At 64.2% G+C, this 25390-nt stretch carries 19 protein-coding genes; 14 read left to right on the top strand and 5 right to left on the bottom strand.

Features of this window, described 5'->3' with window-relative positions; genetic code table 11:
- The first annotated feature begins 134 nt into the window (after positions 1–134).
- From ACK1VC_RS22950 to accC, 5 genes are all read left to right on the top strand, one after another.
- A complete protein-coding gene (locus tag ACK1VC_RS22950) occupies positions 135–2096 on the top strand; it encodes a methyl-accepting chemotaxis protein (RefSeq protein ID WP_102667923.1) in 1962 nt (653 codons plus the stop codon).
- A 341-nt stretch (positions 2097–2437) separates the two neighbouring features.
- Positions 2438–4210 (top strand): protein-disulfide reductase DsbD, encoded by a 1773-nt coding sequence (locus tag ACK1VC_RS22945; protein ID WP_023048388.1) that lies wholly within the window; start codon positions 2438–2440, stop codon positions 4208–4210.
- A 179-nt stretch (positions 4211–4389) separates the two neighbouring features.
- Entirely contained in the window at positions 4390–4845 is a 456-nt protein-coding gene (gene aroQ / locus ACK1VC_RS22940; RefSeq protein ID WP_003255330.1) for a type II 3-dehydroquinate dehydratase, read from the top strand.
- A 98-nt stretch (positions 4846–4943) separates the two neighbouring features.
- The gene (accB, locus tag ACK1VC_RS22935) at positions 4944–5405 is read left to right on the top strand and encodes an acetyl-CoA carboxylase biotin carboxyl carrier protein (protein WP_016484735.1); all 462 of its coding nucleotides are present in this window, start codon (positions 4944–4946) and stop codon (positions 5403–5405) included.
- Between the two features lie 17 nt (positions 5406–5422).
- Positions 5423–6778 carry an acetyl-CoA carboxylase biotin carboxylase subunit gene (gene accC, locus ACK1VC_RS22930; protein ID WP_016484734.1) on the top strand — a complete coding sequence of 452 codons (1356 nt, stop codon included), beginning with the start codon at positions 5423–5425 and terminating at the stop codon, positions 6776–6778.
- Positions 6779–6842: 64 nt separating this feature from the next.
- Here accC and ACK1VC_RS22925 read toward each other — a convergent pair whose 3' ends face one another.
- The gene (locus ACK1VC_RS22925) at positions 6843–8696 is read right to left on the bottom strand and encodes a sigma-54-dependent Fis family transcriptional regulator (RefSeq protein ID WP_016484733.1); all 1854 of its coding nucleotides are present in this window, start codon (positions 8694–8696) and stop codon (positions 6843–6845) included.
- A 283-nt stretch (positions 8697–8979) separates the two neighbouring features.
- On the opposite strand from ACK1VC_RS22925, the gene ACK1VC_RS22920 reads away from it, so the two are divergent.
- The 6 genes from ACK1VC_RS22920 (at position 8980) to ACK1VC_RS22895 (ending at position 16060) form a co-directional block, all read left to right on the top strand.
- Positions 8980–10035: an ATP-NAD kinase family protein gene (locus tag ACK1VC_RS22920; RefSeq protein ID WP_016484732.1), complete on the top strand. Its 1056-nt coding sequence runs from the start codon at positions 8980–8982 to the stop codon at positions 10033–10035.
- 22 nt (positions 10036–10057) lie between these two features.
- Positions 10058–11035, top strand: coding sequence for a thiamine pyrophosphate-dependent dehydrogenase E1 component subunit alpha (locus ACK1VC_RS22915; protein WP_024717601.1), 978 nt, complete (start codon positions 10058–10060; stop codon positions 11033–11035).
- Between the two features lie 33 nt (positions 11036–11068).
- Positions 11069–12091, top strand: coding sequence for an alpha-ketoacid dehydrogenase subunit beta (locus tag ACK1VC_RS22910; protein ID WP_013970705.1), 1023 nt, complete (start codon positions 11069–11071; stop codon positions 12089–12091).
- A complete protein-coding gene (locus ACK1VC_RS22905) occupies positions 12088–13194 on the top strand; it encodes an acetoin dehydrogenase dihydrolipoyllysine-residue acetyltransferase subunit (protein WP_191087232.1) in 1107 nt (368 codons plus the stop codon). Before ACK1VC_RS22910 ends, ACK1VC_RS22905 begins: the two co-directional genes overlap by 4 nt.
- Before the next feature lie 457 nt (positions 13195–13651).
- On the top strand, positions 13652–15385 hold the full coding sequence (locus ACK1VC_RS22900) for a C13 family peptidase (RefSeq protein WP_016484728.1): 1734 nt from the start codon (positions 13652–13654) through the stop codon (positions 15383–15385).
- A 27-nt stretch (positions 15386–15412) separates the two neighbouring features.
- A complete protein-coding gene (locus ACK1VC_RS22895) occupies positions 15413–16060 on the top strand; it encodes an oxidoreductase (protein ID WP_016484727.1) in 648 nt (215 codons plus the stop codon).
- A gap of 82 nt (positions 16061–16142) precedes the next feature.
- On the opposite strand, the gene ACK1VC_RS22890 is transcribed toward ACK1VC_RS22895, so the two are convergent.
- The 4 genes from ACK1VC_RS22890 to ACK1VC_RS22875 form a co-directional block, all read right to left on the bottom strand.
- Positions 16143–16430 (bottom strand): YceK/YidQ family lipoprotein, encoded by a 288-nt coding sequence (locus ACK1VC_RS22890; RefSeq protein ID WP_016484726.1) that lies wholly within the window; start codon positions 16428–16430, stop codon positions 16143–16145.
- Complete coding sequence (gene ubiX / locus ACK1VC_RS22885) at positions 16427–17056, bottom strand: flavin prenyltransferase UbiX (protein ID WP_016484725.1); 630 nt, start codon at positions 17054–17056, stop codon at positions 16427–16429. The genes ACK1VC_RS22890 and ubiX overlap by 4 nt, the downstream gene beginning before the upstream one ends.
- On the bottom strand, positions 17053–18402 hold the full coding sequence (mpl, locus tag ACK1VC_RS22880) for a UDP-N-acetylmuramate:L-alanyl-gamma-D-glutamyl-meso-diaminopimelate ligase (RefSeq protein ID WP_023047369.1): 1350 nt from the start codon (positions 18400–18402) through the stop codon (positions 17053–17055). The genes ubiX and mpl overlap by 4 nt, the downstream gene beginning before the upstream one ends.
- 66 nt (positions 18403–18468) lie before the next feature.
- Positions 18469–20499 carry a sigma-54-dependent Fis family transcriptional regulator gene (locus tag ACK1VC_RS22875; RefSeq protein WP_191087231.1) on the bottom strand — a complete coding sequence of 677 codons (2031 nt, stop codon included), beginning with the start codon at positions 20497–20499 and terminating at the stop codon, positions 18469–18471.
- A 255-nt stretch (positions 20500–20754) separates the two neighbouring features.
- Between ACK1VC_RS22875 and exaC the strand changes: the two genes are divergently transcribed.
- The 3 genes from exaC to ACK1VC_RS22860 all read left to right on the top strand — a co-directional run bounded on the left by exaC (position 20755) and on the right by ACK1VC_RS22860 (position 25390).
- On the top strand, positions 20755–22275 hold the full coding sequence (gene exaC, locus ACK1VC_RS22870) for an acetaldehyde dehydrogenase ExaC (protein WP_016484722.1): 1521 nt from the start codon (positions 20755–20757) through the stop codon (positions 22273–22275).
- Between the two features lie 226 nt (positions 22276–22501).
- On the top strand, positions 22502–23950 hold the full coding sequence (eat, locus tag ACK1VC_RS22865; protein WP_191087230.1) for an ethanolamine permease: 1449 nt from the start codon (positions 22502–22504) through the stop codon (positions 23948–23950).
- A 45-nt stretch (positions 23951–23995) separates the two neighbouring features.
- Entirely contained in the window at positions 23996–25390 is a 1395-nt protein-coding gene (locus ACK1VC_RS22860) for an ethanolamine ammonia-lyase subunit EutB (RefSeq protein WP_016484720.1), read from the top strand.

Raw genomic sequence — 25390 nt, 5'->3', positions numbered from 1 at the left:
GGCCGGAGCAGGTGAAACAAATGAAGGCACTGTGCCACTTTTTTCTGGCACCAAGCCCCTGTCGTCATCACCCCGTCACAAAATCGCAATAACTTCAGGCGCCTACCTCTCCCCTTCGCAGGAAGTTCGCGGCGATGCGCCTGAAGTGGCTGACCAATTTCAACACCCTGTTGCTGGTAACGGTGTGTCTCGCCCTGGGCGCCACCCTGTGGTGGTCGCAGCGTGCCCTGGAGCGCCCCTACCAGATGATGGAGCGCTACCTGGGCCTGTCTCAGCAGTTCCAGAACCAGGCAGCACGTAATATCCAGTTCTACCTTGGCAGCGGCGATGCCCTGCGCCATGCCGCCGCCATGGAGGCCAACCAGCAGCTTCAGGCCACCCTGACCGAGTGGCCCACTGAGCTGGCTGGCAAACTGCGCCCCAGCCTCGACAGCCTGCAGGCCTTCACCGCCAACGAGCTGCTGGCCGCCGGTAAACTGGCTGGTGACCCGCAAGCCCTGCTGTTGCAGGCCGAGCGGGAGCTGGGGGCCAACCTCGAACAACTGGCCGGCTACGCCCGCGACAGCGGCAGCGCCGATGCCAACCGCTACCTGTTGCCAGTGCTCGACGCCACCGTGCACCTCGGTCGCCTGTCGCTGGCAAGGGACAAGCTGGTCAGCAGCGGCCGCCCGGAGCTGGCCGACGAAGTAGAGCGTGAACTGCAACTGATCCGCACCCAGGCGCAAGCCATCGACGGCGTGCCGTTGTTGGGCGTGACCCGCGCAGCCGAATCCGTTGCCGACGACTTCGCCGCCATGATGGGCCTGGAAACCCAGGCCAGCGCCCAGCAGGAAGACATTGCGGTGGGCCTGAAGCGTGAACTGCAAAGCCTGCTAAGCCGCTACCCGGCCGAACTGCAACGCACCCGCGAACAGATCGAACGCCGCGCCGCCCTGGCCGCCAGCACCAGTCAGCGCCTGGAGGCGGTGCAGCAAGCCATTGCCGCGCTGGAACCCGAAGTACGCGGCGAGCATGCAAAGATCGCCGCCGAGGTGCGCATCATCCAGGGCCTGATGATCGGCCTGATACTGCTCATCGCCTTGCTGATCGACACCTTGCAGCGGCGCCTGACCCGCACCCTCACCAGCCTTGCCCCAGCCTTGTCATGTTGGGCCGAGGGCGACTTTGCCCAAGCCATCTCCCTGGGCAAGACCAACCGCGAACTGCACGATATCCAGGAGTCGCTCAACCGCCTGCGCCAGTACCTGGTGGAGCTGGTCGGTACCATCCGCCACAACGCCGAGCAGGTGGCTGGCAGCAGCCACGCCCTGGCCGGTATGAGCGCTGCCCTGCACGACGGCGCCGAGCGCCAGGCGGGCGATACCGGGCAGATCCGCGACGCCTTGGGTGAACTGGAGGCGACCATCCAGCAAGTGGCGGGGGATGCCAGCGCCGCCGCCGATGCCAGCCGCGATGCCGGGCGCGCGGTGGAGCAGGGCCAGGCGGTCATTGGCCAGAGCCTGTCCGGCTTGCGCGAGCTGGTTGATGAAGTGCAAGGCAACGCCCGCATGATCGAGCAATTGGCGGAAGAGTCGGCGACCATCGGCGGGGTGCTGACAGTGATCCGCTCGATTGCCGAACAGACCAATTTGCTGGCGCTGAACGCTGCGATCGAAGCGGCACGAGCGGGGGAAATGGGCCGTGGCTTTGCTGTGGTAGCCGATGAAGTGCGTTCGCTGGCGCAGCGCACCACGGGGGCGACCGGCGAGATTCAGGCACTGATCGACCGCCTGCAGCAAGCGGCGAAAGGTTCGGTGGCAGGGATGCGCGCGCAGCTTGAGCATGCCGAGGCTACGGCCAGCCAGGCTCAGGCGGCGGATGGCGCGCTGGACGAGATTGTCTGTGCCATCCGCACCATTTCCGACACAGCGGTGCGCATTGCCGATGTCACGGCGCAGCAGAGTGGTGCGGTGAGTGACATTCGTGACCACAGCGAGCGGATTCACGAGCTGGGCGAAGACAACCTGCAGCGCATTGGTGAAGGGCGCGTGCAAGGCGAGCAGTTGCTCAGCCTGGGCGGTGAGCTGAACCGGGCGGTGCGGGCTTTTAGGGTTTGAGTTGGGCCTTTCAGCGCCTGTGAGATCGAGCGCCGCCCGCGCGGCGCATCGCGAGCTGCGCTCGCTCCTACGTTTGTTTCGGGCCAGTTATGCCTGCGACAGGCGCGCGCGACCGCCTTGTTTGTACGACTCGATATCGTGCCATGCGCCAAGGGGGTCGCGCGCAAATCCCACAGAAATGATTGGCCCGAAACAAACGTAGGAGCGAGCGCAGCTCGCGATGCGCCGCGCGGGCGGCGCTCGATCTGCCAGGCGCCAAACATGTCACGGCAAGCGCTGCTGGCCCCAACCCGCACCAACTCCGCTATCATGCCCAGCACGTTCCACCTCGCGAGTCCGCCATGCGCCGCCTGTTTTTCCTGCTGTTCCTGCTGCTGGCCAGCCCTGCCTTCGCCACGGGCCTGCTCGACAACCGCCCCAGCGCTACCCTCGGCGCCGCTTCGCTGGCCAACAACGCCGACTTCCTGCCGGTTCACGACGCCTTCAAGCTCAGCCTGGTCCAGGCCGACGCGCACACCCTCAAGCTGCGCTTCGTCGCCACCGAGGGCTACTACCTCTACCGCCACCGCTTCCAGTTCCACACCGAGCCGGCAGACATCACCCTGGGCGCGCCGAACATCCCCAAGGGCGAGGCCAAGCACGATGAGTTCTTCGGCGACGTCGAGGTGTACCACGGCGTGCTCGACATCGAACTGCCGCGCACCGACCCGCGTGCCTTCACCCTGCTGGTGGGCTACCAAGGCTGTGCCGACAAAGGCCTGTGCTACCCACCGGAAACCGCACGCCTGAGTATTGATGGCGAAGGCGGTGCCAACGCCCCCGCAACGGCCGAACACGGCTGGAACTGGAAATCGCTGCTGTTGTTCTTTCTCGCCGGGGTGGGCCTGACCTTTACCCCGTGTGTACTGCCGATGCTGCCGATCCTGTCGGGCGTAGTGCTGCGCGGCCAGGTGGGTGGGCTGCGCGGGCTGGCGCTATCGCTGGCGTACGTGCTGCCGATGGCGGCCAGTTTCGCAGCGCTCGGCGCGCTCATGGGCCTGTTCGGCGCGGGCCTGAACCTGCAGGCGCGCCTGCAGTCGGCCTGGGTGCTGGTGCCCTTCGCCCTGTTCTTCGTGGTATTTGCCTTGGCCATGTTCGGCCTGTTCGAGCTGAAGCTGCCCCAGGCCCTGAGCAACCGCCTGAACAACGTCGCCAATCATACCCGGGGTGGCTCGCTGCTGGGTGCGGCAGTGCTGGGCGTGCTCTCCAGCCTGCTGGTTTCGCCTTGCGTATCAGCCCCGCTGGCTGGCGCCCTGCTGTATATCAGTGCCAGCGGCGATGCCCTGGGTGGCGCACTCAAGCTGTTTGCCCTGGGCCTGGGCATGGGTGCACCCTTGTTGCTGGTGGCCACCGGTGGCGCGGCCTGGCTGCCAAAAAGCGGCCCGTGGATGAACACGGTGAAAAACGCCATCGGGGTGCTGCTGCTGGGGCTGTCCATTGGCTTGCTCAGCCGCGTGCTGCCGGGCCCTGTGACCTTGCTGCTGGTGGGGTTCCTCGCAGCCGGCGTGGCACTTTTCCTGGGCGCCCTGGAGTTCGTCGTCAAGACCGCACGCCAGCGCCTGGCCCAACTGCTAGGCCTGGCTTTGCTGGTATACGCCCTGGCCTGCTGGTACGGCGCCCTCAGTGGCCAAGGCGACCCGCTTCGCCCGCTGCCCGTTGCAGCACTTGCGGCCACCGGCAGCAGCCAGGCGGCAAAGACGGATGCCTGGCAGACCATCACCACCCCCACCGCACTGGACGCCGCACTGGCCCAGGCCAAAGCGGCCGGCCAGCCGGTGCTGCTGGACTGGTATGCCGACTGGTGCATCAGCTGCAAGGTGATCGAGCATGAAGTGCTCAACGCGCCGCAGGTTCAGGCGCAGCTGGCCGGCTTCAAGCTGTTGCGTTTCGACATCACCGAGAGCAATGCCGAGCAACGCAAACTGCTCGATCGCTACCAGCTGTTCGGCCCACCTGCCCTGTTGTTCTTTGCCGCGAACGGCAGCGAAATTACCGCTGATCGGGTGATTGGCGAGATAAACGCCGGTGAATTCGCGCAAATTCTGGCCCGCGTGCGCGGCAAAGTAGGTCTATAACTTCCCGCGTGCCGGGAAAAATCCTGAAATAGATGACCAGATTTAATTATTTGGTCACATACTTCGCGCGAATCTCGGACATCGTGCTGGCTATTGCCGGGAACTGGACACTTGCCGTCGCTTTACGGCACACTCGCCGCGCTGTGTCGAATTGCCCTACAAATCCAAGGAATCCGCAGATGGCAACGCTACTGGTGCTCCACGGCCCCAACCTCAACCTGCTCGGTACTCGCGAGCCAGGCCATTACGGCGCCGTGACCCTGGCCCAGATCAACCAGGACCTGGAGCAACGTGCCCGCGCGGCAGGCCACCATCTGCAGTACCTGCAGAGCAATGCCGAATACGAACTGATCGACCGCATTCACGCCGCACGCAACGAGGGTGTGGACTTCATCCTGATCAATCCGGCTGCTTTCACCCACACAAGCGTCGCATTACGTGACGCATTGCTTGCAGTGAGCATCCCATTCATCGAAGTGCACCTGTCCAACGTGCACAAACGCGAACCGTTCCGTCACCACTCCTACTTTTCCGATGTTGCCGTAGGGGTGATCTGCGGTCTGGGCGCCAGCGGTTATCGCCTGGCCCTGGAGTCCGCGCTGGAACAACTGGCTGCCAACGCACAGCCCAAATGATGAAAACCCTGGCCTCAGTGGGCCAGGGTTCGATAGAAACGTATCGATACGTTTTTTAAATTTCGCCCCCTGACCGAACCTTTGGGAGTTGATGATTAATGGATATCCGTAAAGTCAAGAAACTGATCGAGCTGCTGGAAGAGTCTGGCATCGACGAACTGGAGATCAAGGAAGGCGAAGAGTCGGTCCGTATCAGCCGTCACAGCAAGACCCCAGCTGCCCAACAGTTCTACGCACCAGCACCGATGGCCGCTGCACCTGCTGCTGCCCCGGTTGCCGCTGCTGCTCCAGTCGCCGAAGCCGCTGCCGCAGCCCCGGCCCTGAAAGGCACCGTGATCCGCTCGCCAATGGTAGGTACCTTCTACCGCAAGCCTTCGCCGACCTCGCCGAACTTTGCTGAAGTTGGCCAGACCGTGAAGAAAGGCGACACCCTGTGCATTGTCGAAGCCATGAAGATGATGAACCACATCGAAGCCGATGTTGGCGGTGTCATCGACGCCATCCTGGTAGAAGACGGCCAGCCGGTTGAGTTCGACCAGCCGCTGTTCACCGTCGTTTGAATCGCGGAGAGCCAACGATGTCTGGGAAGCTCGAAAAAGTCCTGATCGCCAACCGTGGGGAAATTGCCCTGCGGATCCTGCGTGCCTGCAAAGAGCTGGGCATCAAAACCGTCGCTGTGCACTCCACCGCCGACCGTGAACTGATGCACCTGGGCCTGGCAGACGAGTCGGTCTGCATCGGTCCTGCATCGTCCAAGGATTCCTACCTGCATATCCCGGCAATCATCGCTGCCGCCGAAGTCACCGGCGCCACCGCGATTCACCCGGGCTACGGTTTCCTGGCAGAAAACGCCGACTTCGCCGAACAGGTTGAAAAATCCGGTTTCGCCTTCATCGGCCCGAAAGCCGATACCATTCGCCTGATGGGCGACAAGGTTTCGGCCAAGGACGCGATGATCAAGTCGGGCGTGCCGACCGTACCGGGCTCTGATGGCCCGCTGCCAGAAGACGAAGAAGTCGCCCTGGCGATTGCCCGTGACGTCGGCTACCCGGTGATCATCAAGGCCGCCGGTGGCGGTGGTGGTCGCGGCATGCGCGTGGTGCACAAGGAAGAGGACCTGATTTCCTCGGCCAAGCTCACCCGTACCGAAGCCGGTGCTGCCTTCGGCAACCCGATGGTCTACCTGGAGAAGTTCCTGACCAACCCACGCCACGTGGAAGTACAGGTTCTGTCCGACGGCCAAGGCAACGCCATCCACCTGGGCGACCGTGACTGCTCGCTGCAGCGCCGTCACCAGAAGGTTCTGGAAGAAGCACCAGCCCCGGGCATCGACGAGAAAGCCCGTCAGGAAGTGTTCAAACGTTGCGTCGATGCGTGCATCGAGATCGGCTACCGTGGTGCCGGTACTTTCGAGTTCCTGTACGAGAACGGCAGCTTCTACTTCATCGAGATGAACACCCGTGTGCAGGTTGAGCACCCGGTGTCGGAGATGGTTACCGGTATCGACATCGTCAAGGAGATGCTGAGCATCGCCGCTGGCAACAAGCTGTCGTTCCGCCAGGAAGACGTTGTGATCCGTGGCCACTCGCTGGAGTGCCGGATCAACGCCGAAGACCCGAAGAAGTTCATCCCGAGCCCAGGCAAGGTAAAACACTTCCACGCCCCGGGCGGCAATGGCGTACGCGTCGATTCGCACCTGTACAGCGGCTATTCGGTTCCGCCGAACTATGACTCGCTGATCGGCAAGCTGATCACCTACGGCAAGGACCGCGAAGAAGCCATGGCGCGCATGCGCAATGCCCTGGACGAGATCGTCGTTGACGGCATCAAGACCAACATCCCGCTGCACCGTGACCTGGTACGTGATGAAGGTTTCTGCAAAGGCGGCGTGAACATTCACTACCTCGAGCACAAACTGGCTAACCAGGACTGATCGAGCAGTGCGATGTCGCAAAACCCCGGACTGGTTCCGGGGTTTTTTATTGCCTGCCGGGGCCCTACCCCTTCATCCGCGGCATCTCGATGCAGTGCTCATGCACACGCCGATACAAGGTAGCCCGCGATATCCCCAACGCCCGCGCCGCATCGGCCGGTTTCCAGCGATGGCGGATCAGCGCGTCCAGCAGCAACTGCCGGGCCGGGCACGATACACCGCTGTCACTCGAAACGACTGCCTCGCCCCGCACCGCTTGTGGCAAATCCAGCAAGCGAACCTGCCCGACTTCACTCACCGCGCAGGCATAGCGCAAGACCTGCCGCAGCTGGCGCAGGTTGCCCGGCCAGCGATAAACCAGCAACGCCTGTAGCGCATCATCGGCCAGCACCACGTCGACCCCACAGGCTTCGGCTTCTTCGGCCAGCAACTGGTGGATCAGCCCCAGGCGGTCCTCGCGCTCACGCAAGGGCGGCAGCTCGAAGCGGGCATTGGCCAGGCGGTAGTACAGGTCTTCACGAAAACGCCCGTCCGCCACCATCGTTGCCAGGTCACGGTGGGTGGCGCAGATCACCTGAATGTCCACGCGTTCGCGCCGTGCAGCACCCAGCGGCGCCACTTCGCCTTCGGCCAGCACGCGCAGCAGGCGGGTTTGCAGGTTCAGCGGCATGTCGCCGATTTCGTCAAGGAACAGGGTGCCGCCATCAGCCTGCTGCAACAGCCCCTGCATGCCTTTGCTGGAAGCCCCGGTGAAGGCCCCGGCCACGTAGCCAAACAGCTCGCTCTCAATCAGGTTTTCCGGGATGGCGGCGCAGTTCAGCGTGACAAACGGGCCGTCGCGGCGCTGGCTCTGCTGGTGCAACTGACGGGCGAAAACTTCTTTGCCGACCCCCGTCTCGCCTTGTACCAGCACCGCCAGGTTGCAGTCCTTGACCCGCGTGGCCAGCCGCAAGTGCTGCTCGATGCGGGGGTCCTGAGCCTGACGCAAGGGCTGCACGCGCGGGCGCTGCTGCGGGGCGCTGACACGGCCATACAGCCCGCCCAGGCCCGGCAGGCGCTGGGCGGACGAGGTGTTGACGCGCCGTAGCTGCCCCATGTCGAACAGTTCGCCAATGTGCTCAGGCAAGCGCCCCAAGTGCTGTACCAGCCGCTTGCGCGCCAGGCTGTTGATGGCTTGCAAGCGGCCGTCGGCATCCCAGGCCAGCAGGTAGTCGGGCTGGCTTTCCACATAACCCGGTGTGCCATGGGCACGCATCACCCAGTGGCCCTGTGCACTGTGCATGAAGAAGGCGTTTTCGATTTCACGGGCAGTCTGCTCGACCAACTGGCGGATCAAGTGTTGGCTGCGGCGATCATCCGGTGACTGCAGGGCCGAAACATCCACCACGCCCAGCAACTCGCCCTGCGGGTCGAACACCGGCGCTGCGGTGCAGGTCAGGCCGATGAAGGCTGCGCGGAAGTGATCGCGCTTGTGCACCGTGACCGGCGCCTTGCTGGTCAGCACCGCCGCCACACCGCAGGTGCCCTCCTCACCTTCCGACCAGCAAGTGCCCAGGTACAGCCCGGCCTTGCGGCAGTCATTGCGGATGGCCGATTCGACCCGGTAATCAATGGTGCGCCCCTGGGCATCGGTCAGCAGCACGCAGTAGTCGGCGCCGCGCACCCGCTCGTGCAGGCGTGCCACGGCATCGCCAGCGATGCGCAGAAACAGTTCGGCGCGTTCGCGGCATTCGTTGAGCAGGCTTTGGGACAGGATGCGCGGCCCCTGTTGGGACCCGGGGTCGAGGCGGTACAGCTCCATGGAACGGCGCCATGAATCGAGGATCAGCGCTGGCACCGGTGCCTGGGGCAGGCGGTCGGCATTCTTCAGCACCCGGCTGACGCAGTCGACATGGGCTCGGGAGTTCGCGGCAAGCATTCAGGCCCTCCGGTTCTCGTTGCTGTTTTTATCGTTGTCCGGCCATTAAGCGCTTCCACGCATGCCCCGACAAGCACTGTGTGATTACCGGCTGGCTTGAGACGCTGCGTCTCAGCGTCTCGTCAACCAACGCCCCCCGTTGGCACCCAGCGTCTCGTGGACGCCACCAGGGGCACGTACTGCCGTGCAAGCAAACCGCTCTGGCACGGGCGCTTCAGCCAAGCCATGAAAAGCTGGCACCGGGCTTGCTCCTGCCCTTGCAAACAAAAATACGAGGTGCGCCATGCCGCTACCCGCCCCGATCGTCGGGATCATTGCCAACCCTGCCTCTGGCCGCGACCTGCGCCGCCTGACCGCCAATGCCGGGCTCTATTCGAGCACCGACAAGGCCTCGGCGATCCAGCGGCTGCTGGCTGCCTTCGGTGCTACCGGCGTCGGCCAGGTGCTGCTGCCCAGCGACATGACGGGCATCGCCGCCGCCGTGCTCAAGGCCAGCCAGGGTCCGGTCGCCCGTGACCAGCATTGGCCAGCCATCGAAATACTCGACCTGCCGTTGACCCAGACCGTTGCCGACACGCATCTGGCTACCCGCCGGATGGTCGAGCGTGGCGTGGCGATGATCGCCGTGCTCGGCGGCGACGGCACCCACAAGGCGGTCGCTGCCCAGGCGGGTGACGTACCGCTGCTGACCTTGTCCACCGGCACCAACAATGCTTTCCCCGAACTGCGTGAAGCCACCAGCGCCGGTCTGGCCGGCGGCTTGCTCGCCTGCGGGCGGGTACCGACCGATGTCGGCCTGCGCCGCAACAAGCGCCTGCTGGTCAAAGTGCCCGAACAACAGCTTGCCGAGTGGGCACTGGTGGAGGTGGCAGTCTCGCCCCAGCGCTTCATCGGCGCCCGTGCGCTCAGCCGCAGCGAAGACCTGTGCGAGGTTTTTGCCTGCTTCGCCGAGCCCCATGCCATTGGCCTGTCAGCCCTGTGCGGGCTGTGGTGCCCGGTATCGCGCCAGGCCCCCCATGGCGTCTGGGTGCGCTTGAACCCCGGTGCCGAACAGGCGCTGCTCGCGCCCCTGGCGCCCGGCCTGCTGCAAGGTTGCGGCATCACCGCCAGCGGCACGCTTATGCCTGGCGTCGCCCATCGCCTGAGCCTTTCCAGCGGCACCTTGGCCCTGGACGGCGAGCGCGAAATCGAATTCGCCGAACACGATACACCCACCATCACGCTCGACCACCAAGGGCCGCTGAGCGTGGACGTCGAGGCGGTCCTGGCGCATGCCGCCCGCCATCACCTGCTGACCGTGCCGCGTGGCCATCGGCTGCACCCTGCAACCCCGCGTTGAGACAACCCTGGAGAACAACAAGATGTCCAATCAACTCAGTACCGAGCAACTGCTGCATGCCTATGAAGTGATGCGCACCATTCGCGCCTTCGAGGAACGCCTGCACGTGGAGTTTGCCACGGGCGAGATCCCCGGCTTCGTCCATCTGTATGCCGGCGAAGAAGCCTCCGCCGCCGGGGTCATGGCCCACCTGCGCGACAGCGACTGCATTGCCTCGACCCACCGCGGCCATGGCCATTGCATCGCCAAGGGCGTGGATGTGTACGGCATGATGGCCGAAATCTATGGCAAGAAAACCGGCGTGTGCGGCGGCAAGGGCGGCTCGATGCACATTGCCGACCTGGAAAAGGGCATGCTCGGTGCCAACGGCATCGTCGGCGCCGGTGCACCGCTGGTGGCCGGGGCGGCATTGGCGGCCAAACTCAAGGGCCGTGATGACGTGTCGGTGGCCTTCTTCGGCGATGGCGCTTCCAACGAGGGTGCGGTGTTCGAAGCCATGAACATGGCGTCGATCATGAACCTGCCGTGCATCTTCGTGGCCGAGAACAACGGCTACGCCGAGGCCACCGCCGCCAATTGGTCCGTCGCCTGCGACCACATTGCCGACCGCGCCGCCGGCTTCGGCATGCCGGGCGTCACCATCGACGGCTTCGACTTCTTTGCCGTGTACGAGGCCGCCGGGGCCGCCATAGAGCGCGCCCGTGCGGGGCAAGGGCCGTCACTGATCGAGGTCAAGCTCAGCCGCTACTACGGCCACTTCGAAGGCGATGCGCAAACCTACCGCGCCCCGGATGAAGTGAAGAACCTGCGCGAATCCCGCGACTGCCTGATGCAGTTCCGTAACAAGACCACCCGCGCTGGCCTGCTCACTGCCGGGCAACTGGACGCCATCGACGGGCGCATCGAGGACCTGATCGAAGACGCCGTGCGCCGCGCCAAGTCCGATCCCAAGCCACAGCCCGCCGACCTGCTCACCGACGTCTACGTCAGCTACCCCTGAGCCGCGGATTACAAGAACAACAGGAGAACCACCATGGCAAGAAAGATCAGCTACCAGCAGGCCATCAACGAAGCCCTGGCCCAGGAAATGCGCCGCGACAACACCGTGTTCATCATTGGCGAAGACGTTGCCGGCGGTGCCGGTGCACCCGGCGAAGATGACGCCTGGGGTGGCGTGCTGGGCGTGACCAAGGGCTTGTACCACCAGTTCCCCGGCCGCGTGCTGGACGCACCGCTGTCGGAAATCGGCTACGTCGGCGCTGCCGTCGGTGCCGCCACCCAAGGCCTGCGCCCGGTGTGCGAACTGATGTTCGTGGACTTTGCCGGCTGCTGCCTGGACCAGATCCTCAACCAGGCCGCCAAATTCCGCTATATGTTCGGCGGCAAGGCGGTCACCCCGCTGGTGATGCGCACCATGTACGGCGCAGGCCTGCGTGCGGCCGCCCAGCACTCGCAGATGCTCACCTCGCTGTGGACGCACATCCCCGGCCTGAAAGTGGTGTGCCCGTCCTCGCCTTACGATGCCAAGGGCCTGTTGATCCAGGCTATCCGCGACAACGACCCGGTGATCTTCTGCGAGCACAAGTTGTTGTACAGCATGCAGGGCGAGGTGCCGGAAGAGGTGTACACCGTGCCGTTCGGCGAGGCCAACTTCCTGCGCGATGGTGACGACGTGACCCTGGTCACCTATGGCCGCATGGTCCACGTGGCACTTGAAGCAGCCAACAACCTGGCCCGCCAGGGCATCGACTGCGAAGTGCTGGACCTGCGCACCACCAGCCCGCTGGACGAGGACAGCATTCTTGAAAGCGTGGAAAAAACCGGCCGTCTGGTGGTGATCGACGAAGCCAACCCGCGCTGCTCGATGGCCACCGACATCAGCGCGCTGGTGGCGCAAAAGGCCTTCGGCGCACTCAAGGGCCCGATCGAAATGGTCACCGCACCGCACACCCCGGTGCCGTTCTCCGATGCCTTGGAAGACCTGTACATCCCTGACGCGGCGAAGATCGAAGCAGCCGTGCGCAAGGTGATAGAAGCCGCAAGGAGTGCCGCATGAGCCAGATCCATACCCTGACCATGCCCAAGTGGGGCCTGTCGATGACCGAAGGCCGGGTGGACACCTGGCTTAAGCAGGAAGGTGACGCAATCAACAAGGGCGACGAGGTGCTGGACGTCGAGACTGACAAAATCAGCAGCAGCGTCGAAGCCCCGTTCAGTGGCGTACTGCGCCGCCAGGTGGCCAAGCCGGATGAAACCCTGCCGGTCGGCGCGCTGCTGGCAGTGGTGGTGGAAGGCGAAGCCGAAGAAGCGGAAATCGATGCGGTGGTGCAGCGCTTTCAGGCCGGGTTCGTCGCCGAAGGGGGGGGCGATCAGGCACAGGGGCCGGCCCCACAAAAGGCTGAAATAGGCGGCCGCCTGGTGCGCTGGTTCGAGCTGGGAGAAGGCGGCACGCCGCTGGTGCTGGTGCACGGTTTTGGTGGCGACCTCAACAACTGGCTGTTCAACCATCCGGCGCTGGCCGCCGAACGCCGCGTGATCGCCCTGGACCTGCCAGGGCACGGCGAGTCCGCCAAAGCACTGCAACGTGGCGACCTGGATGAGCTGAGCGAAACCGTGCTGGCGCTGCTCGACCACCTAGGCATCGCCAAGGCCCACCTGGCCGGGCACTCCATGGGCGGCGCGGTAAGCCTCAACGTGGCGCGCCTGGCGCCGCAGCGGGTGGCAAGCCTGAGCCTGGTGGCCAGCGCCGGCCTGGGCGAAGCGATTAACGGGCAGTACCTGCAAGGCTTTGTCGCCGCCGCCAACCGCAACGCCCTTAAACCGCAGATGGTGCAATTGTTTGCCGACCCGGCGCTGGTGACCCGGCAAATGCTGGAGGACATGCTCAAGTTCAAGCGCCTGGAAGGTGTTGATACCGCATTGGCCCAGCTGGCATCGGCCATCGCCGACGGCAACCGGCAGCGCCACGACCTGCGTGGGGTGCTGGGGCAGCATCCGGCGCTGGTGGTGTGGGGCGGGAAGGACGCGATCATCCCGGCCAGCCATGCCGAAGGCCTGGAGGCCGAGGTGCTGGTGCTAGCCGACGCCGGCCACATGGTGCAGATGGAGGCGGCTGAAGAAGTGAACCGCAGGATGGTGGATTTTTTGCGGGGGCATTGAAGGGTATGACTTGAGTTGTGCATCGCCTGTGAGATCGAGCGCCGCCCGCGCGGCGCTTCGCGGGGCAAGCCCGCTCCCACATTTGTTTCGGGCCAGTCACTCCTGCACCCTAGGCGCGCGCCCCCTGGATGTATGACATGAGATTAATGAAGAGCAGCTGCTTACCCTTCGATATCGAATGGAACAAACAAGGGGCCGCGCGGAAAAGGTTCAGGTAGTACTGGCCCGACACAGATGTGGGAGCGGGCTTGCCCCGCGAAGCGCCGCGCGGGCGGCGCTCGATCTCACAGGCGATGAACAACTCAAGGCATGCACTTGTCTGCCCACCCTCGATCCCCCGACATTCACCCCACAGCCATCTCGCCGCGCCGGTCCGTTGCCTCATCTGCTTGTGCCCTATCTGTCTCGGCCCCTTATTCTGCGTCATACTCGGCAAACCTATTGCCCGGTCCTCGCCATGCGTCCACTGCTCCCCATTACCTTGGTCCTGCTGCTCGCCGCCTGTGGCGATGGCGAATCGCTGCTTGCGCCGGACGCACGCCTGCCTGACGGGGGGCGTTACCGGGGGCAAGTGGTCGACGGCCTGTTGCAGGGCGAGGGCCGTATCGACTACCCCAACGGCAGTTGGTACGCCGGCGGCTTCAAGGACGGGCAATGGCATGGCCAGGGCGAATGGCATGGCCAGAACGGCGAGGTTTACCGTGGCCAGTTTGCCGAGGGGCTGTTCGAGGGGCTGGGCGACCTGACCACCCCGGGCAGCCACTACAGTGGCACCTTCAAGCACGGCCGCCGCGACGGCGAAGGCACACTCAAGCAAGCCGACCAGACCTACCGCGGCCAGTTCAAGGACGACCTGTACGAAGGCGCGGGCGAGCTGGAGCTGGCCGACGGCAGCCGCTATCAAGGCCTGTTCGCCAAGGGCAAGCCCAACGGCGCCGGCGTACGCAGCGATGCCAGCGGCAACCAGTTCAGCGGGCGCTTCGTCAACGGCCAGCTGCAAGGCAGCGGCACTTACGACAGCGTCGACGGCGAGCAGTACATCGGTGAGTTCAAGGACAACCGTCTGGAAGGCCGTGGCCGCTATGAAAGCGCCGATGGCGATGTGTGGATCGGCGAGTTCAAGGATGGCTCGCTGGTGGGCGAAGGCGAACTGCTGGGCAGCGACGGCAGCCACTACAAGGGCGAGTTCATCGACTGGCGCCTGTCGGGCCAGGGCAGCCTGCAGCTGGCCGACGGCAGCACGTATGTCGGCGGCTTCCTGAACGATGCCTACCATGGCCATGGGCGGCTGACCCTTGCCAGTGGCCAGGTCGAAAGTGGCACCTGGGCCAACGGCGTTCGCGTACGCGACCAGAAAGGCAAGCTGCTGCCCGACCCTCTCGACCTGGCCCTGCTCAACCAGGGCCGGCTGCTGGAAGAGGCGCTTGCGCGCGTACCGCGCTCGGCACCGCCCATTCAGCTTTACAGCCTGGTAGTGGCCGGCGATGGCCAGCAAAGCGTGTTTCTGCGAGAAGCCGACTATGTCAGCAACATGCTCAAAGTGCGCTTTGGCGCCCGTGGCCAAGTGACCTTGGTCAATCACCGCGACCACATGGCCACCCGACCTATGGCCACCCGCGAGACCCTCACCCGTGCCGCCATCACGCTGGCCGAACGCAGCGGCCCCGAAGACCTGGTGTTCATCTACCTCACCAGCCACGGCAGCCAGGACCACCAGTTGGTGCTCGACCAGCCGCGCCTGCAACTGGCCGACCTTACTGCCGACGAGCTGGCCACCGCCCTGGCGCCACTGAAAAACCGCGACAAGGTAATCGTCATCTCGGCGTGCTATTCAGGCGGCTACATTGCCCCGCTCAAGGATGAGCGCACGGTGATAATGACCGCCGCTCGGGCCGACCGCGTGTCCTTCGGGTGCTCGGAAGAAGCCGATTTCACCTACTTTGGTGACGCCCTGTTCGCAGAAGCACTGAACCAGACCGACGACCTGAAACAGGCGTTTGAACTGGCACGCGCCAGCGTTGCCGAAAGAGAACAAAGGGAAGGCTTCGAGGCTTCGGAGCCCCAGCTGTGGGCGCCGCCAGCAGTACTTGAACACTGGCAGCACTTGCGCCGGCAACAGGCCGAAGAAGCATTGCGTAACGCCGCACAGGCCAACGTGGGAGGACAGGCAAAAATGCCTGGCAGCCACTAGACTTGTGTGTAACAAGGGAGAGACATCATGTATTTGACGCCTCAGCATGTCCTGCTTGCCGGTGCCACCGGCCTGACCGGTGAGCACCTGCTTGACCGCCTGCTCAACGAGCCCACCATCACCCGTGTACTGGCGCCTACCCGCCGGCCGCTGGCCGGGCATCCGCACCTGGAAAACCCGGTCGGCGACCCGGCGGTATTTCTTCCACAGCTGGCCGGGCGTGTTGATATCGCCTACTGCTGCCTGGGCACCACGCTGAAACAGGCCGGCTCCGAATCGGCTTTCCGCGCAGTGGACCTGGACATGGTAGTGGCGTTCAGCAAGCGTGCCCGGGAGATGGGCGCACGGCATTTGCTGGTGGTCAGTGCGCTGGGCGCCGACCCGAAATCGTCTATTTTCTACAACCGGGTGAAGGGCGAGATGGAAGAAGCGCTCAAAGCCCAGGACTGGCCGCAGCTGACCATCGTGCGGCCGTCTTTGCTATTGGGCGAGCGGATTGAGCCACGGCTCGCGGAACAACTGGCTTCGCCGTTTTCCCGGTTGATCCCCGGCAAGTACAGAGGGATCGAGGCTTGTACCCTGGCCCGAGCCTTGTGGCGGCTGGCGCTGGAGGAAGAGGACGGGGTGCGGATTGTGGAGTCGGATGAGCTTCGCAAATTGGGCAAAACCCCCTGAAAGCTGCACTGGACCGTTGCAGGAGCGGCCTTGTGTCGCGATAGGGCCGCAAGGCCGCTCCCACAAGGGTGCACGGCGCTGGCTAGAGGCCGCCGGTGGCCTGGAAGCCTACCCCGGCCGCAGTCAGCAATGACAACGGCAACAACAGCGTATCGAGCAGCATGCTGCCGGGCAGGTCCAGGCCTGGATAGGCCGGTGCATCAGCCCCGTAGTGGTCCCGCGGGCAGCACCCGCCATTGATGACGTACAAATCCAGCCGGGTACCGGCATACACCACCGGTGCCCCTGGCTTGGCGGCATCCAGGGTGCGCGCAGTGGCGCAGCCGCCCAGCATCACCAGCGCCGCCACACCTAGCAACGCACGCTTCAATCATCCACCCCGAAATGATGCTCGCCCCAACGCGGCAACATGTCCTGGGGAATGGCCAGCAGGTTGAGGATGCGCGCCACGACAAAGTCGACCAGGTCATCGATGGTTTGCGGCTGGTGATAGAAGCCCGGCGCCGCCGGCAGGATCACCGCCCCCATTTGCGACAGCTTGAGCATGTTTTCCAGGTGGATGGTGGAAAACGGTGCTTCGCGGGGTACCAGAATCAGCTGGCGACGCTCTTTGAGGGTAACGTCTGCCGCACGTTCGATCAGATTGTTGCAGGCACCTGTGGCGATCGAGGACAGGGTACCCGTAGAGCAAGGTACCACCACCATCGCCGCCGGGGCGCCGGAGCCTGAGGCCACCGGCGACATCCAGTCTTCCTTGCCGTACACACGGATCTGCCCGTCGGCGGCGCCGGTATATTCGGTAAGAAATGCCTGCATCGCCTGAGGCTTGGCCGGTAGCACCACGTCGGTCTCGGTGGCCATCACCAGCTGCGCGGCCTTGGAGATCAGAAAGTGCACCTCGCGGTCCTCGCGCACCAGGCAATCGAGCAGCCGCAGGCCATACTGGGCGCCCGAGGCGCCCGTCATGGCCAGGGTGATGCGTTCCGGCCCGCTCACTTCAGGGCCTCGGCCAGCTTGCCGTGCAGGCCACCGAAGCCGCCGTTGCTCATGATCACCACGTGGGTGCCGGGGCGTGCCTGGCCTTTGACCCGCTCGATGATCGCGTCGAGGCTGTCGGCCACCACGCTCGGTACCTTGCACTTCGCAGCGGTGGCCGCCAAGTCCCAGCCGAGGTTGGCCGGGGCGTACCAGATCACCTGGTCGGCGTCGTTGACGCTTTCCGGCAATCCGTCACGGTGGGCGCCGAGCTTCATCGAGTTGGAGCGTGGCTCGATCACGGCAATCACAGGCGACTCGCCAACACGCTTGCGCAGGCCGTCGAGGGTGGTGGCGATGGCGGTCGGGTGGTGGGCGAAGTCATCGTAGATGGTCACGCCCTGCACTTCGGCAACCTTTTCCATGCGCCGCTTGACGCTCTTGAAGGCGCTCAGGCCCTCGATGCCCATGGCCGGGACCACGCCGACATGGCGGGCCGCCGCCAAGGTAGCCAGGGCGTTGGCAACGTTGTGCTGGCCAGTCAGCGCCCAATCCACCACGCCCTGCACCTCACCCTCGAACAGTACCTCGAAACGCGAGCCGTCGGCGCTGAGCAGGCGCGCCTGCCACTGGCCGCCTTCGCCCGTAGTCTGCACCGGGGTCCAGCAACCCATGCCGATCACCCGCTCCAGCGCTTGCTCGGTGGTGGGGTGAATGACCAGGCCTTCGCCCGGGATGGTGCGCACCAGGTGGTGGAACTGCCGCTCGATCGAGGCCAGGTCCGGGAAAATGTCCGCATGATCGAACTCAAGGTTGTTGAGGATCGCGGTACGTGGGTGGTAGTGGACAAATTTCGAGCGTTTGTCGAAGAAGGCGCTGTCGTACTCGTCGGCTTCGACCACGAAGAACGGCGTATCGCCCAGGCGCGCCGACACCGAGAAGTTCTGCGGCACACCGCCAATCAGGAAGCCCGGGCTCATGCCGGCATGTTCCAGCACCCAGGCCAGCATGCTGCTGGTGGTGGTCTTGCCGTGGGTGCCGGCAACGGCCAGTACCCAGCGGCCCTGCAGCACGTGGTCTGCCAGCCATTGCGGGCCGGAAACATAGGGCAGGCCTTTGTTCAGCACGTACTCCACCGCCGGGTTGCCACGGGACATGGCATTGCCGATGACCACCAGGTCTGGCGCCGGGTCCAGCTGGGCGGGGTCATAGCCTTGGGTCAACTCGATGCCCTGGGCTTCGAGCTGGGTGCTCATCGGGGGATAGACATTGGCGTCGGAGCCGGTGACGCGATGGCCAAGTTCCTTGGCCAGCACCGCCAGCGAGCCCATGAAAGTGCCGCAAATACCGAGAATGTGAATATGCATGGTTGACCTCGCAAAACATCGAGGCAGGGTAGCCCAGGGCGCGACAATTCGCACTCGCTGTTTCGCTTAGTCAACCCGGGTGATGCCGTGTTTGCGCAGTTTTCGATACAAGGTATTGCGGCTGATGCCCAGGTGCTCGGCGACGCGGGTCAGGTGCCAGTGTTTTGCCTCTAGTACTGACAGGAGAGCTTCGCACTCAGCGGTCTCAAGGCGCACCGGCGTGCTCTTGTGGGAGAGACTGTTTTGCTCATGATCTCCAAGGCTATTGCTGAACCCGTTTGGGAGCGGGCTTGCCCCGCGAACACCGGCAAGGCCGGTGCCATCCACCGCGTTGCCTGCTTCGCGGGGCAAGCCCGCTCCCACAGAGGCCGCATTGCTGCGGAAGGTCGCGGGCAGGTCGCAGAGCTCAATGAAGGTGCTATCGCAAAGCGCTACCAATGTACGCAGTACATTGCGCATTTGCCGCACGTTCCCCGGCCAGGTGAAGTCCAGCAGCGCCTGGCGCGCACTGGGCTCCAGCTCGACCCGATGCCCCTGCGCCTCCTGACGCAGCAGGAAGTCCAGCAACTGCGCCTTGTCACTGCGATCGCGCACCGCCGGCAACGCCACCTCCAGGCCATTCAGGCGGTAATACAGGTCCTCGCGGAAACTGCCCTGTGCCACCCGCTCCAGCAGGTCGCGGTGGGTAGCGCTGACAATGCGCACATCAACCGCCTGCGGTTCACCCCCGATCGGCACCACCTGGCGCTCCTCCAGCACCCGCAGCAGGCGGGTTTGCAGGGCCAGCGGCATGTCGCCGATCTCGTCCAGCAGCAAGGTCCCGCCGTCAGCCTGCAGCAGCTTGCCGCGCATGCCTTCTTTGCGTGCGCCGGTAAAGCTGCCACCTCGGTACCCAAACAGCTCGCTCTCGATCAGGCTCTCCGGGATCGATGCGCAGTTGATGGCGACAAACGGCTTGCCGCGCCGCTTACTGGCCTGGTGCACGGCCTGGGCAAACGCCTCCTTGCCACAACCGGTCTCGCCACGCAGCAACAACGGCACATCACGCTCAAACACCCGTACGCAGCGGCGAAAGTCGTTTTGTAATGCCGGGTCGAGCAGGCAGATGGCCGGCTCCACTTCGCGCACGGGCTGGCGATAAGCGGTGGGCACTGACCATACCGGCGTACGTGCCTGGCCGCGCAGGCTGGCGAACACCTGGCGGCCGTCCCGGGTGTGTAGCGGCCATACCGTACTGCCAGCGGGCATGGCGCGGTTGAACAACTCGTCGTGGCTGCAGGCAAAGAAGCGCTGCATGGGTTTGCCCAGCACGCCACCGCGCACGGTCCCCAAGAGGTTCAGCGCACTCTGGTTGGCCGCACAGATGCGCCCGTCACCGTCGAACGCCAGCAAACCTTCGCTGAACAGGCCAACCGATTCGGCCTGCAGGTGGAAACGCAGCAACCACTGCTGCTCGAAATGGCGCAGGAAATAGCAGCTTTCAATCATCTTCGCCGAGAGGTTGACCAATGCCATGGTGTGAAACTGACTCTGGCGGGAAACATCAGGCCGGGCCGACGACACATCAAGCACCGCCAGCAGTTCGCCATGGGGGTCGAACACCGGGCTGGCCGAGCAGGTCAGCCCGGTATGGCGGCCCCGAAAGTGCTCATTCTGGTGGATGGTCAGGGCCTGGCGCTCGACCAGGCAGGTGCCGATGCCGTTGGTGCCCTCGCGCGCTTCGCTCCAGTCGGCGCCCAGCCACAGCCCGGCACGCTCGAAGCTGCGCCGCTCGGCGGGCGCGCTGACGCAATTGAGGATTACCCCGCGGGCGTCGGTCAGCAATACCGCGTGGCCAGCCCCGGAAAGCTGCTGGTGAAGGCTGTTCATCTCATGGTCGGCAATTTGCAGCACCTGGTGCAGGCGCTCGCGGCTTTCCAGCAGGCGCCCGTGCTCAAGCACCAGCGGGGCCTCGATCACAGCAGGGTCAAGGTGGTAGTCCTCGAGGCAGCGCAGCCATGAGCGGGCGATGGACGGGTCACTGCCCCCCTCCCCGGCCCCACCGTGGGCAACGGTATGGACTTGCTGGGCATGGCGACTGAAAGGATTGCTCTGCATTGTTGTAGTTCTCCGCAGATAGAGAGTCTGATCAGCATCCTCCACCCGGGATGGCTTTGCAATGCACCCTGCGGCAACGTGTCGCAAATGGCACAAAGTGTCACCCCAGTGCGTACCGGCGCTGGTACAGCGCCCGTCAACCTGGCCCAGGCAACTGACCCAAGTCATTGATTTGCCTGGCGTGCCAAACGCTGGCCCAACCTTTGCTCTACGCTTCTCAACTCCCCAACAAACATAACAGCCAGGAGACACACCATGCGTTACGCACATCCCGGTACCGACGGCGCGAAGGTTTCCTTCAAGAGCCGCTACGGCAACTACATCGGTGGCGAGTTCGTAGCTCCGGTCAAGGGACAGTATTTCGAGAACACGTCCCCGGTGAATGGCAAACTGATCGCCGAATTCCCCCGCTCCACTGCCGAAGACATCGACAAGGCGCTCGACGCCGCCCACGCCGCTGCCGATGCCTGGGGTCGCACGTCGGTGCAGGACCGTTCCAACGTGCTGCTGAAGATTGCCGACCGCATCGAGCAGAACCTTGAGCTGCTGGCCATTACCGAAACCTGGGACAACGGCAAGCCCATCCGCGAAACCCTCAACGCCGACATTCCGCTGGCCGTCGACCACTTCCGCTACTTCGCAGGCTGCATCCGCGCCCAGGAAGGCGGCGCCGCCGAGATCAACGAAGGCACCGTGGCCTATCACATCCACGAGCCGCTGGGCGTCGTCGGGCAGATCATTCCGTGGAACTTCCCGATCCTGATGGCGGCCTGGAAGCTGGCGCCTGCGCTGGCCGCCGGTAACTGCGTGGTGCTCAAGCCTGCCGAGCAGACCCCACTGGGCATCACCGTGCTGCTGGAAGTGATCGGCGACCTGTTGCCACCTGGCGTGCTCAACGTGGTGCAAGGCTATGGCCGCGAAGCGGGTGAAGCGCTGGCGACCAGCAAGCGCATCGCCAAGATCGCCTTCACCGGTTCTACCCCGGTTGGCTCGCACATCATGAAATGCGCGGCCGAAAACATCATTCCGTCCACCGTCGAGCTGGGCGGCAAGTCGCCGAACGTGTACTTCGAAGACATCATGCAGGCGGAGCCGAGCTTCATCGAAAAGGCTGCCGAAGGCATGGTGCTGGCATTCTTCAACCAGGGCGAGGTCTGCACCTGCCCGTCGCGTGCCCTGGTGCAAGAATCGATCTACCCGCAGTTCATGGAAGTGGTGATGAAAAAGGTGCTGCAGATCAAGCGCGGCGACCCGCTGGACACCGACACCATGGTCGGCGCCCAGGCCTCGCAGCAGCAGTTCGAGAAGATTCTTTCGTATCTGCAGATCGCCCAGGACGAAGGCGCCGAGCTGCTGACCGGTGGCAAGGTCGAGAAGCTGGAAGGCTCGCTGGCCACCGGTTATTACATCCAGCCGACCCTGCTCAAGGGCAACAACAAGATGCGCGTGTTCCAGGAAGAAATCTTCGGACCGGTGGTCAGCGTCACCACCTTCAAGGACGAAGCCGAAGCACTGGCGATTGCCAACGACACGGAGTTCGGCCTGGGTGCCGGCGTGTGGACCCGCGACATCAACCGTGCCTACCGCATGGGCCGCGGAATCAAGGCCGGCCGCGTGTGGACCAACTGCTACCACCTGTACCCGGCGCATGCGGCGTTTGGCGGGTACAAGAAGTCCGGCGTTGGCCGTGAGACCCACAAGATGATGCTCGACCACTATCAGCAGACCAAGAACCTGCTGGTGAGCTACGACATCAACCCGCTGGGCTTCTTCTAAACCGCGTCGCGGCCTTCGCAGGCTCGCCCGCTCCCACAGGTTCACCGTTGCTTCCAGAACCGATGCAATACCTGTGGGAGCGGGCAAGCCCGCGAAGAGGCCGGACCTGATCTACACAAAACCCAGAGCGGCAACCGTGCACCAACCGCTCTGGCTCGCTTCCTGCAGTACACATCACCATCGGCCCGAACCCTTCCGGCCACCAAGAAAAAGAACAGGTGAATCTATGCCAAGCGATCATTCCGCCGGCTCGCCGGCAGGCTCTTCCGTCGACTTCGAAAAAGTTGGGTCGGACTATTTCCAGCAACGTGAACTGAAAAAAGGCGCCGCCGGCTGGGTACTGCTGGTCGGCCTGGGCGTGGCCTATGTCATCTCCGGCGACTATGCCGGCTGGAACTTCGGCCTGGCCCAGGGTGGCTGGGGCGGCATGTTCCTCGCCACCTTGCTGATGGCCACCATGTACCTGTGCATGTGCTTTTCGCTGGCCGAACTGTCGTCGATGATCCCCACCGCAGGCGGCGGCTACGGCTTTGCCCGCAGCGCCTTCGGCCCGTGGGGCGGCTTCCTGACCGGCACGGCAATCCTCATCGAATACGCCATTGCGCCCGCAGCCATCGCCGTGTTCATCGGCGCCTATTGCCAGTCACTGTTCGGCATTGGCGGCTGGATGATCTACCTGGCGTTCTACATCGTGTTCATCGGCATCCACATCTTTGGTGTGGGTGAGGCGTTGAAGCTGATGTTCATCATCACCGCCATCGCCGCCATCGCCCTGGCGGTGTTCCTGGTGAGCATGGTGCCCCATTTTGATGCAGCCAACCTGTTCGACATCGCCAAAACGGACGCAGTAGGTGCCAGCAGCTTCCTGCCGTTCGGCTATGTCGGCGTGTGGGCGGCCATCCCTTACGCCATCTGGTTCTTCCTTGCCGTCGAAGGCGTGCCGCTGGCCGCCGAAGAAACCAAGAACCCCAAGCGTGACCTGCCGCGCGGCCTGATCGGCGCCATGCTGGTACTGCTGGCCTTCGCCCTGCTGATCCTGGTGGTCGGCCCTGGCGGTGCAGGCTCCGAAGCGCTGAAAGCATCGGGCAACCCGCTGGTCGAAGCGCTGTCCAAGGCTTACGGCGGCAGCACCTGGATGGGTGGCTTCGTCAACCTGGTGGGCCTGGCCGGGCTGATCGCCAGCTTCTTCTCGATCATCTACGCCTATTCCCGGCAGATCTTTGCCCTGTCCCGCGCTGGCTACCTGCCGCGCAAACTGTCGGAAACCAACAAAAGCAAGGCCCCGGTACTGGCCCTGATCATCCCCGGCATCATCGGCTTTGCCCTGTCGCTGACCGGCCAGGGCGACTTGCTGATCCTGGTGGCGGTATTCGGCGCTACGCTGTCCTATGTGCTGATGATGGCCGCGCACATCACCCTGCGCATCCGCCGGCCGAAGATGGAGCGCCCGTACCGCACCCCAGGTGGCATCTTCACGTCAGGCGTGGCACTGGTGCTGGCCTGCCTCGCCGTGGTTGCCGGTTTCCTGGTTGACCCGCGTGTGGTGATTGGCGCCGCAGTGATCTATGCGGTATTGATTGCCTACTTTGCTTTCTACAGCCGCCACCATCTGGTCGCTGGCACGCCGGAAGAGGAATTCGCCGCCATCCAGCAGGCCGAAGAGGGCTTGCACTGATTGCCGCCACCCGCCGCGGGGCAGCCCGCGGCTCTGGAGATTTGTATGGCAAGTTTCGTACACACGGTAGGCCACCTGGTCTACCGCTTCGACAGCCTCAAGGACGTGATGGCCAAGGCCAGCCCTGCACGCTCGGGGGACTACCTGGCAGGCGTGGCGGCCAGCAACGACGGCGAGCGTGTTGCTGCGCAGATGGCGCTGGCCAATATCCCGCTGACCCACTTTCTCAATGAAGCCCTGATTCCTTACGAAGCGGATGAAGTCACCCGCCTGATCATCGACACCCACGATGCCCAGGCCTTTGCCCCGGTCAGCCACCTGACCGTGGGCGGCCTGCGCGACTGGCTGCTGAGCGAAGAGGCCGATGAAGACAGCCTGCGCGCACTGGCGCCAGGGCTGACGCCGGAAATGGCGGCGGCGGTGTCGAAGATCATGCGCGTGCAGGACTTGGTGCTGGTGGCGCAGAAGATCCGCGTAGTCACCCGGTTCCGCGGCACCATGGGCTTGCGCGGGCGCTTGTCTACCCGGCTGCAGCCCAACCACCCGACCGACGAGCCGGCCGGTATCGCCGCCAGCATTCTCGACGGGCTGCTGTACGGTAACGGCGACGCGATGATCGGCATCAACCCGGCCACCGACAGCATTGCCTCGATCTGTGCCCTGCTGGAAATGCTAGACGCCATCATCCAGCGCTACGACATCCCCACCCAGGCCTGCGTGCTCACCCATGTCACCACCTCGATCGAGGCGATCAACCGCGGCGTGCCGCTGGACCTGGTGTTCCAGTCCATTGCCGGCACCGAGGCGGCCAACGCCGGGTTTGGCATCAACCTGAACGTGTTGCAGGAGGGGTACGAAGCGGGCCTGTCGCTGAAACGCGGCACCCTTGGGCAAAACCTGATGTATTTCGAAACCGGCCAGGGCAGCGCACTGTCGGCCAACGCCCACCATGGCGTCGACCAGCAAACCTGCGAGACCCGTGCCTATGCCGTGGCCCGCCACTTCAAGCCGTTTCTGGTCAACACCGTGGTCGGTTTCATCGGCCCGGAGTACCTGTACAACGGCAAGCAGATCATCCGCGCCGGCCTTGAAGACCACTTCTGCGGCAAGCTGCTGGGTGTGCCGATGGGCTGCGACATCTGCTACACCAACCACGCCGAAGCCGACCAGGACGACATGGACACCCTGCTGACCCTGCTGGGGGTGGCCGGGATCAACTTCATCATGGGCATCCCTGGCTCCGACGACATCATGCTCAACTACCAGACCACCTCGTTCCACGACGCGCTGTACGCACGCCAGACCTTGGGCCTGAAGCCCGGGCCGGAGTTCGAGGCATGGCTGGCCCGCACCGGCATCTTCACCCAGGCCGATGGCCGGGTGCGTTTCGGTGACAACCTGCCCCTGGCTTTCCGCCAGGCCTTGGCACAGCTTGCATAG

This window comes from Pseudomonas sp. XP2 (genome assembly GCF_053557975.1).
Note: the sequence above shows the minus strand (reverse complement) of the source record. Positions and strands in the feature narration are given on the sequence as shown.

Excerpts from the sequence above, each read along its gene's own strand:
- ACK1VC_RS22950 (WP_102667923.1), top strand. The coding sequence starts at position 135 with ATGCGCCTGAAGTGGCTGACCAATTTCAACACCCTGTTGCTGGTAACG.
- ACK1VC_RS22860 (WP_016484720.1), top strand. The coding sequence starts at position 23,996 with ATGGCAAGTTTCGTACACACGGTAGGCCACCTGGTCTACCGCTTCGAC.
- ACK1VC_RS22905 (WP_191087232.1), top strand. The coding sequence starts at position 12,088 with ATGAGCCAGATCCATACCCTGACCATGCCCAAGTGGGGCCTGTCGATG.
- ACK1VC_RS22900 (WP_016484728.1), top strand. The coding sequence starts at position 13,652 with ATGCGTCCACTGCTCCCCATTACCTTGGTCCTGCTGCTCGCCGCCTGT.
- exaC (WP_016484722.1), top strand. The coding sequence starts at position 20,755 with ATGCGTTACGCACATCCCGGTACCGACGGCGCGAAGGTTTCCTTCAAG.
- ACK1VC_RS22920 (WP_016484732.1), top strand. The coding sequence starts at position 8,980 with ATGCCGCTACCCGCCCCGATCGTCGGGATCATTGCCAACCCTGCCTCT.
- accC (WP_016484734.1), top strand. The coding sequence starts at position 5,423 with ATGTCTGGGAAGCTCGAAAAAGTCCTGATCGCCAACCGTGGGGAAATT.
- ACK1VC_RS22925 (WP_016484733.1), bottom strand. The coding sequence starts at position 8,696 with ATGCTTGCCGCGAACTCCCGAGCCCATGTCGACTGCGTCAGCCGGGTG.
- ACK1VC_RS22895 (WP_016484727.1), top strand. The coding sequence starts at position 15,413 with ATGTATTTGACGCCTCAGCATGTCCTGCTTGCCGGTGCCACCGGCCTG.
- aroQ (WP_003255330.1), top strand. The coding sequence starts at position 4,390 with ATGGCAACGCTACTGGTGCTCCACGGCCCCAACCTCAACCTGCTCGGT.
- ACK1VC_RS22910 (WP_013970705.1), top strand. The coding sequence starts at position 11,069 with ATGGCAAGAAAGATCAGCTACCAGCAGGCCATCAACGAAGCCCTGGCC.
- ACK1VC_RS22915 (WP_024717601.1), top strand. The coding sequence starts at position 10,058 with ATGTCCAATCAACTCAGTACCGAGCAACTGCTGCATGCCTATGAAGTG.
- ACK1VC_RS22875 (WP_191087231.1), bottom strand. The coding sequence starts at position 20,499 with ATGCAGAGCAATCCTTTCAGTCGCCATGCCCAGCAAGTCCATACCGTT.
- mpl (WP_023047369.1), bottom strand. The coding sequence starts at position 18,402 with ATGCATATTCACATTCTCGGTATTTGCGGCACTTTCATGGGCTCGCTG.
- accB (WP_016484735.1), top strand. The coding sequence starts at position 4,944 with ATGGATATCCGTAAAGTCAAGAAACTGATCGAGCTGCTGGAAGAGTCT.
- eat (WP_191087230.1), top strand. The coding sequence starts at position 22,502 with ATGCCAAGCGATCATTCCGCCGGCTCGCCGGCAGGCTCTTCCGTCGAC.
- ACK1VC_RS22945 (WP_023048388.1), top strand. The coding sequence starts at position 2,438 with ATGCGCCGCCTGTTTTTCCTGCTGTTCCTGCTGCTGGCCAGCCCTGCC.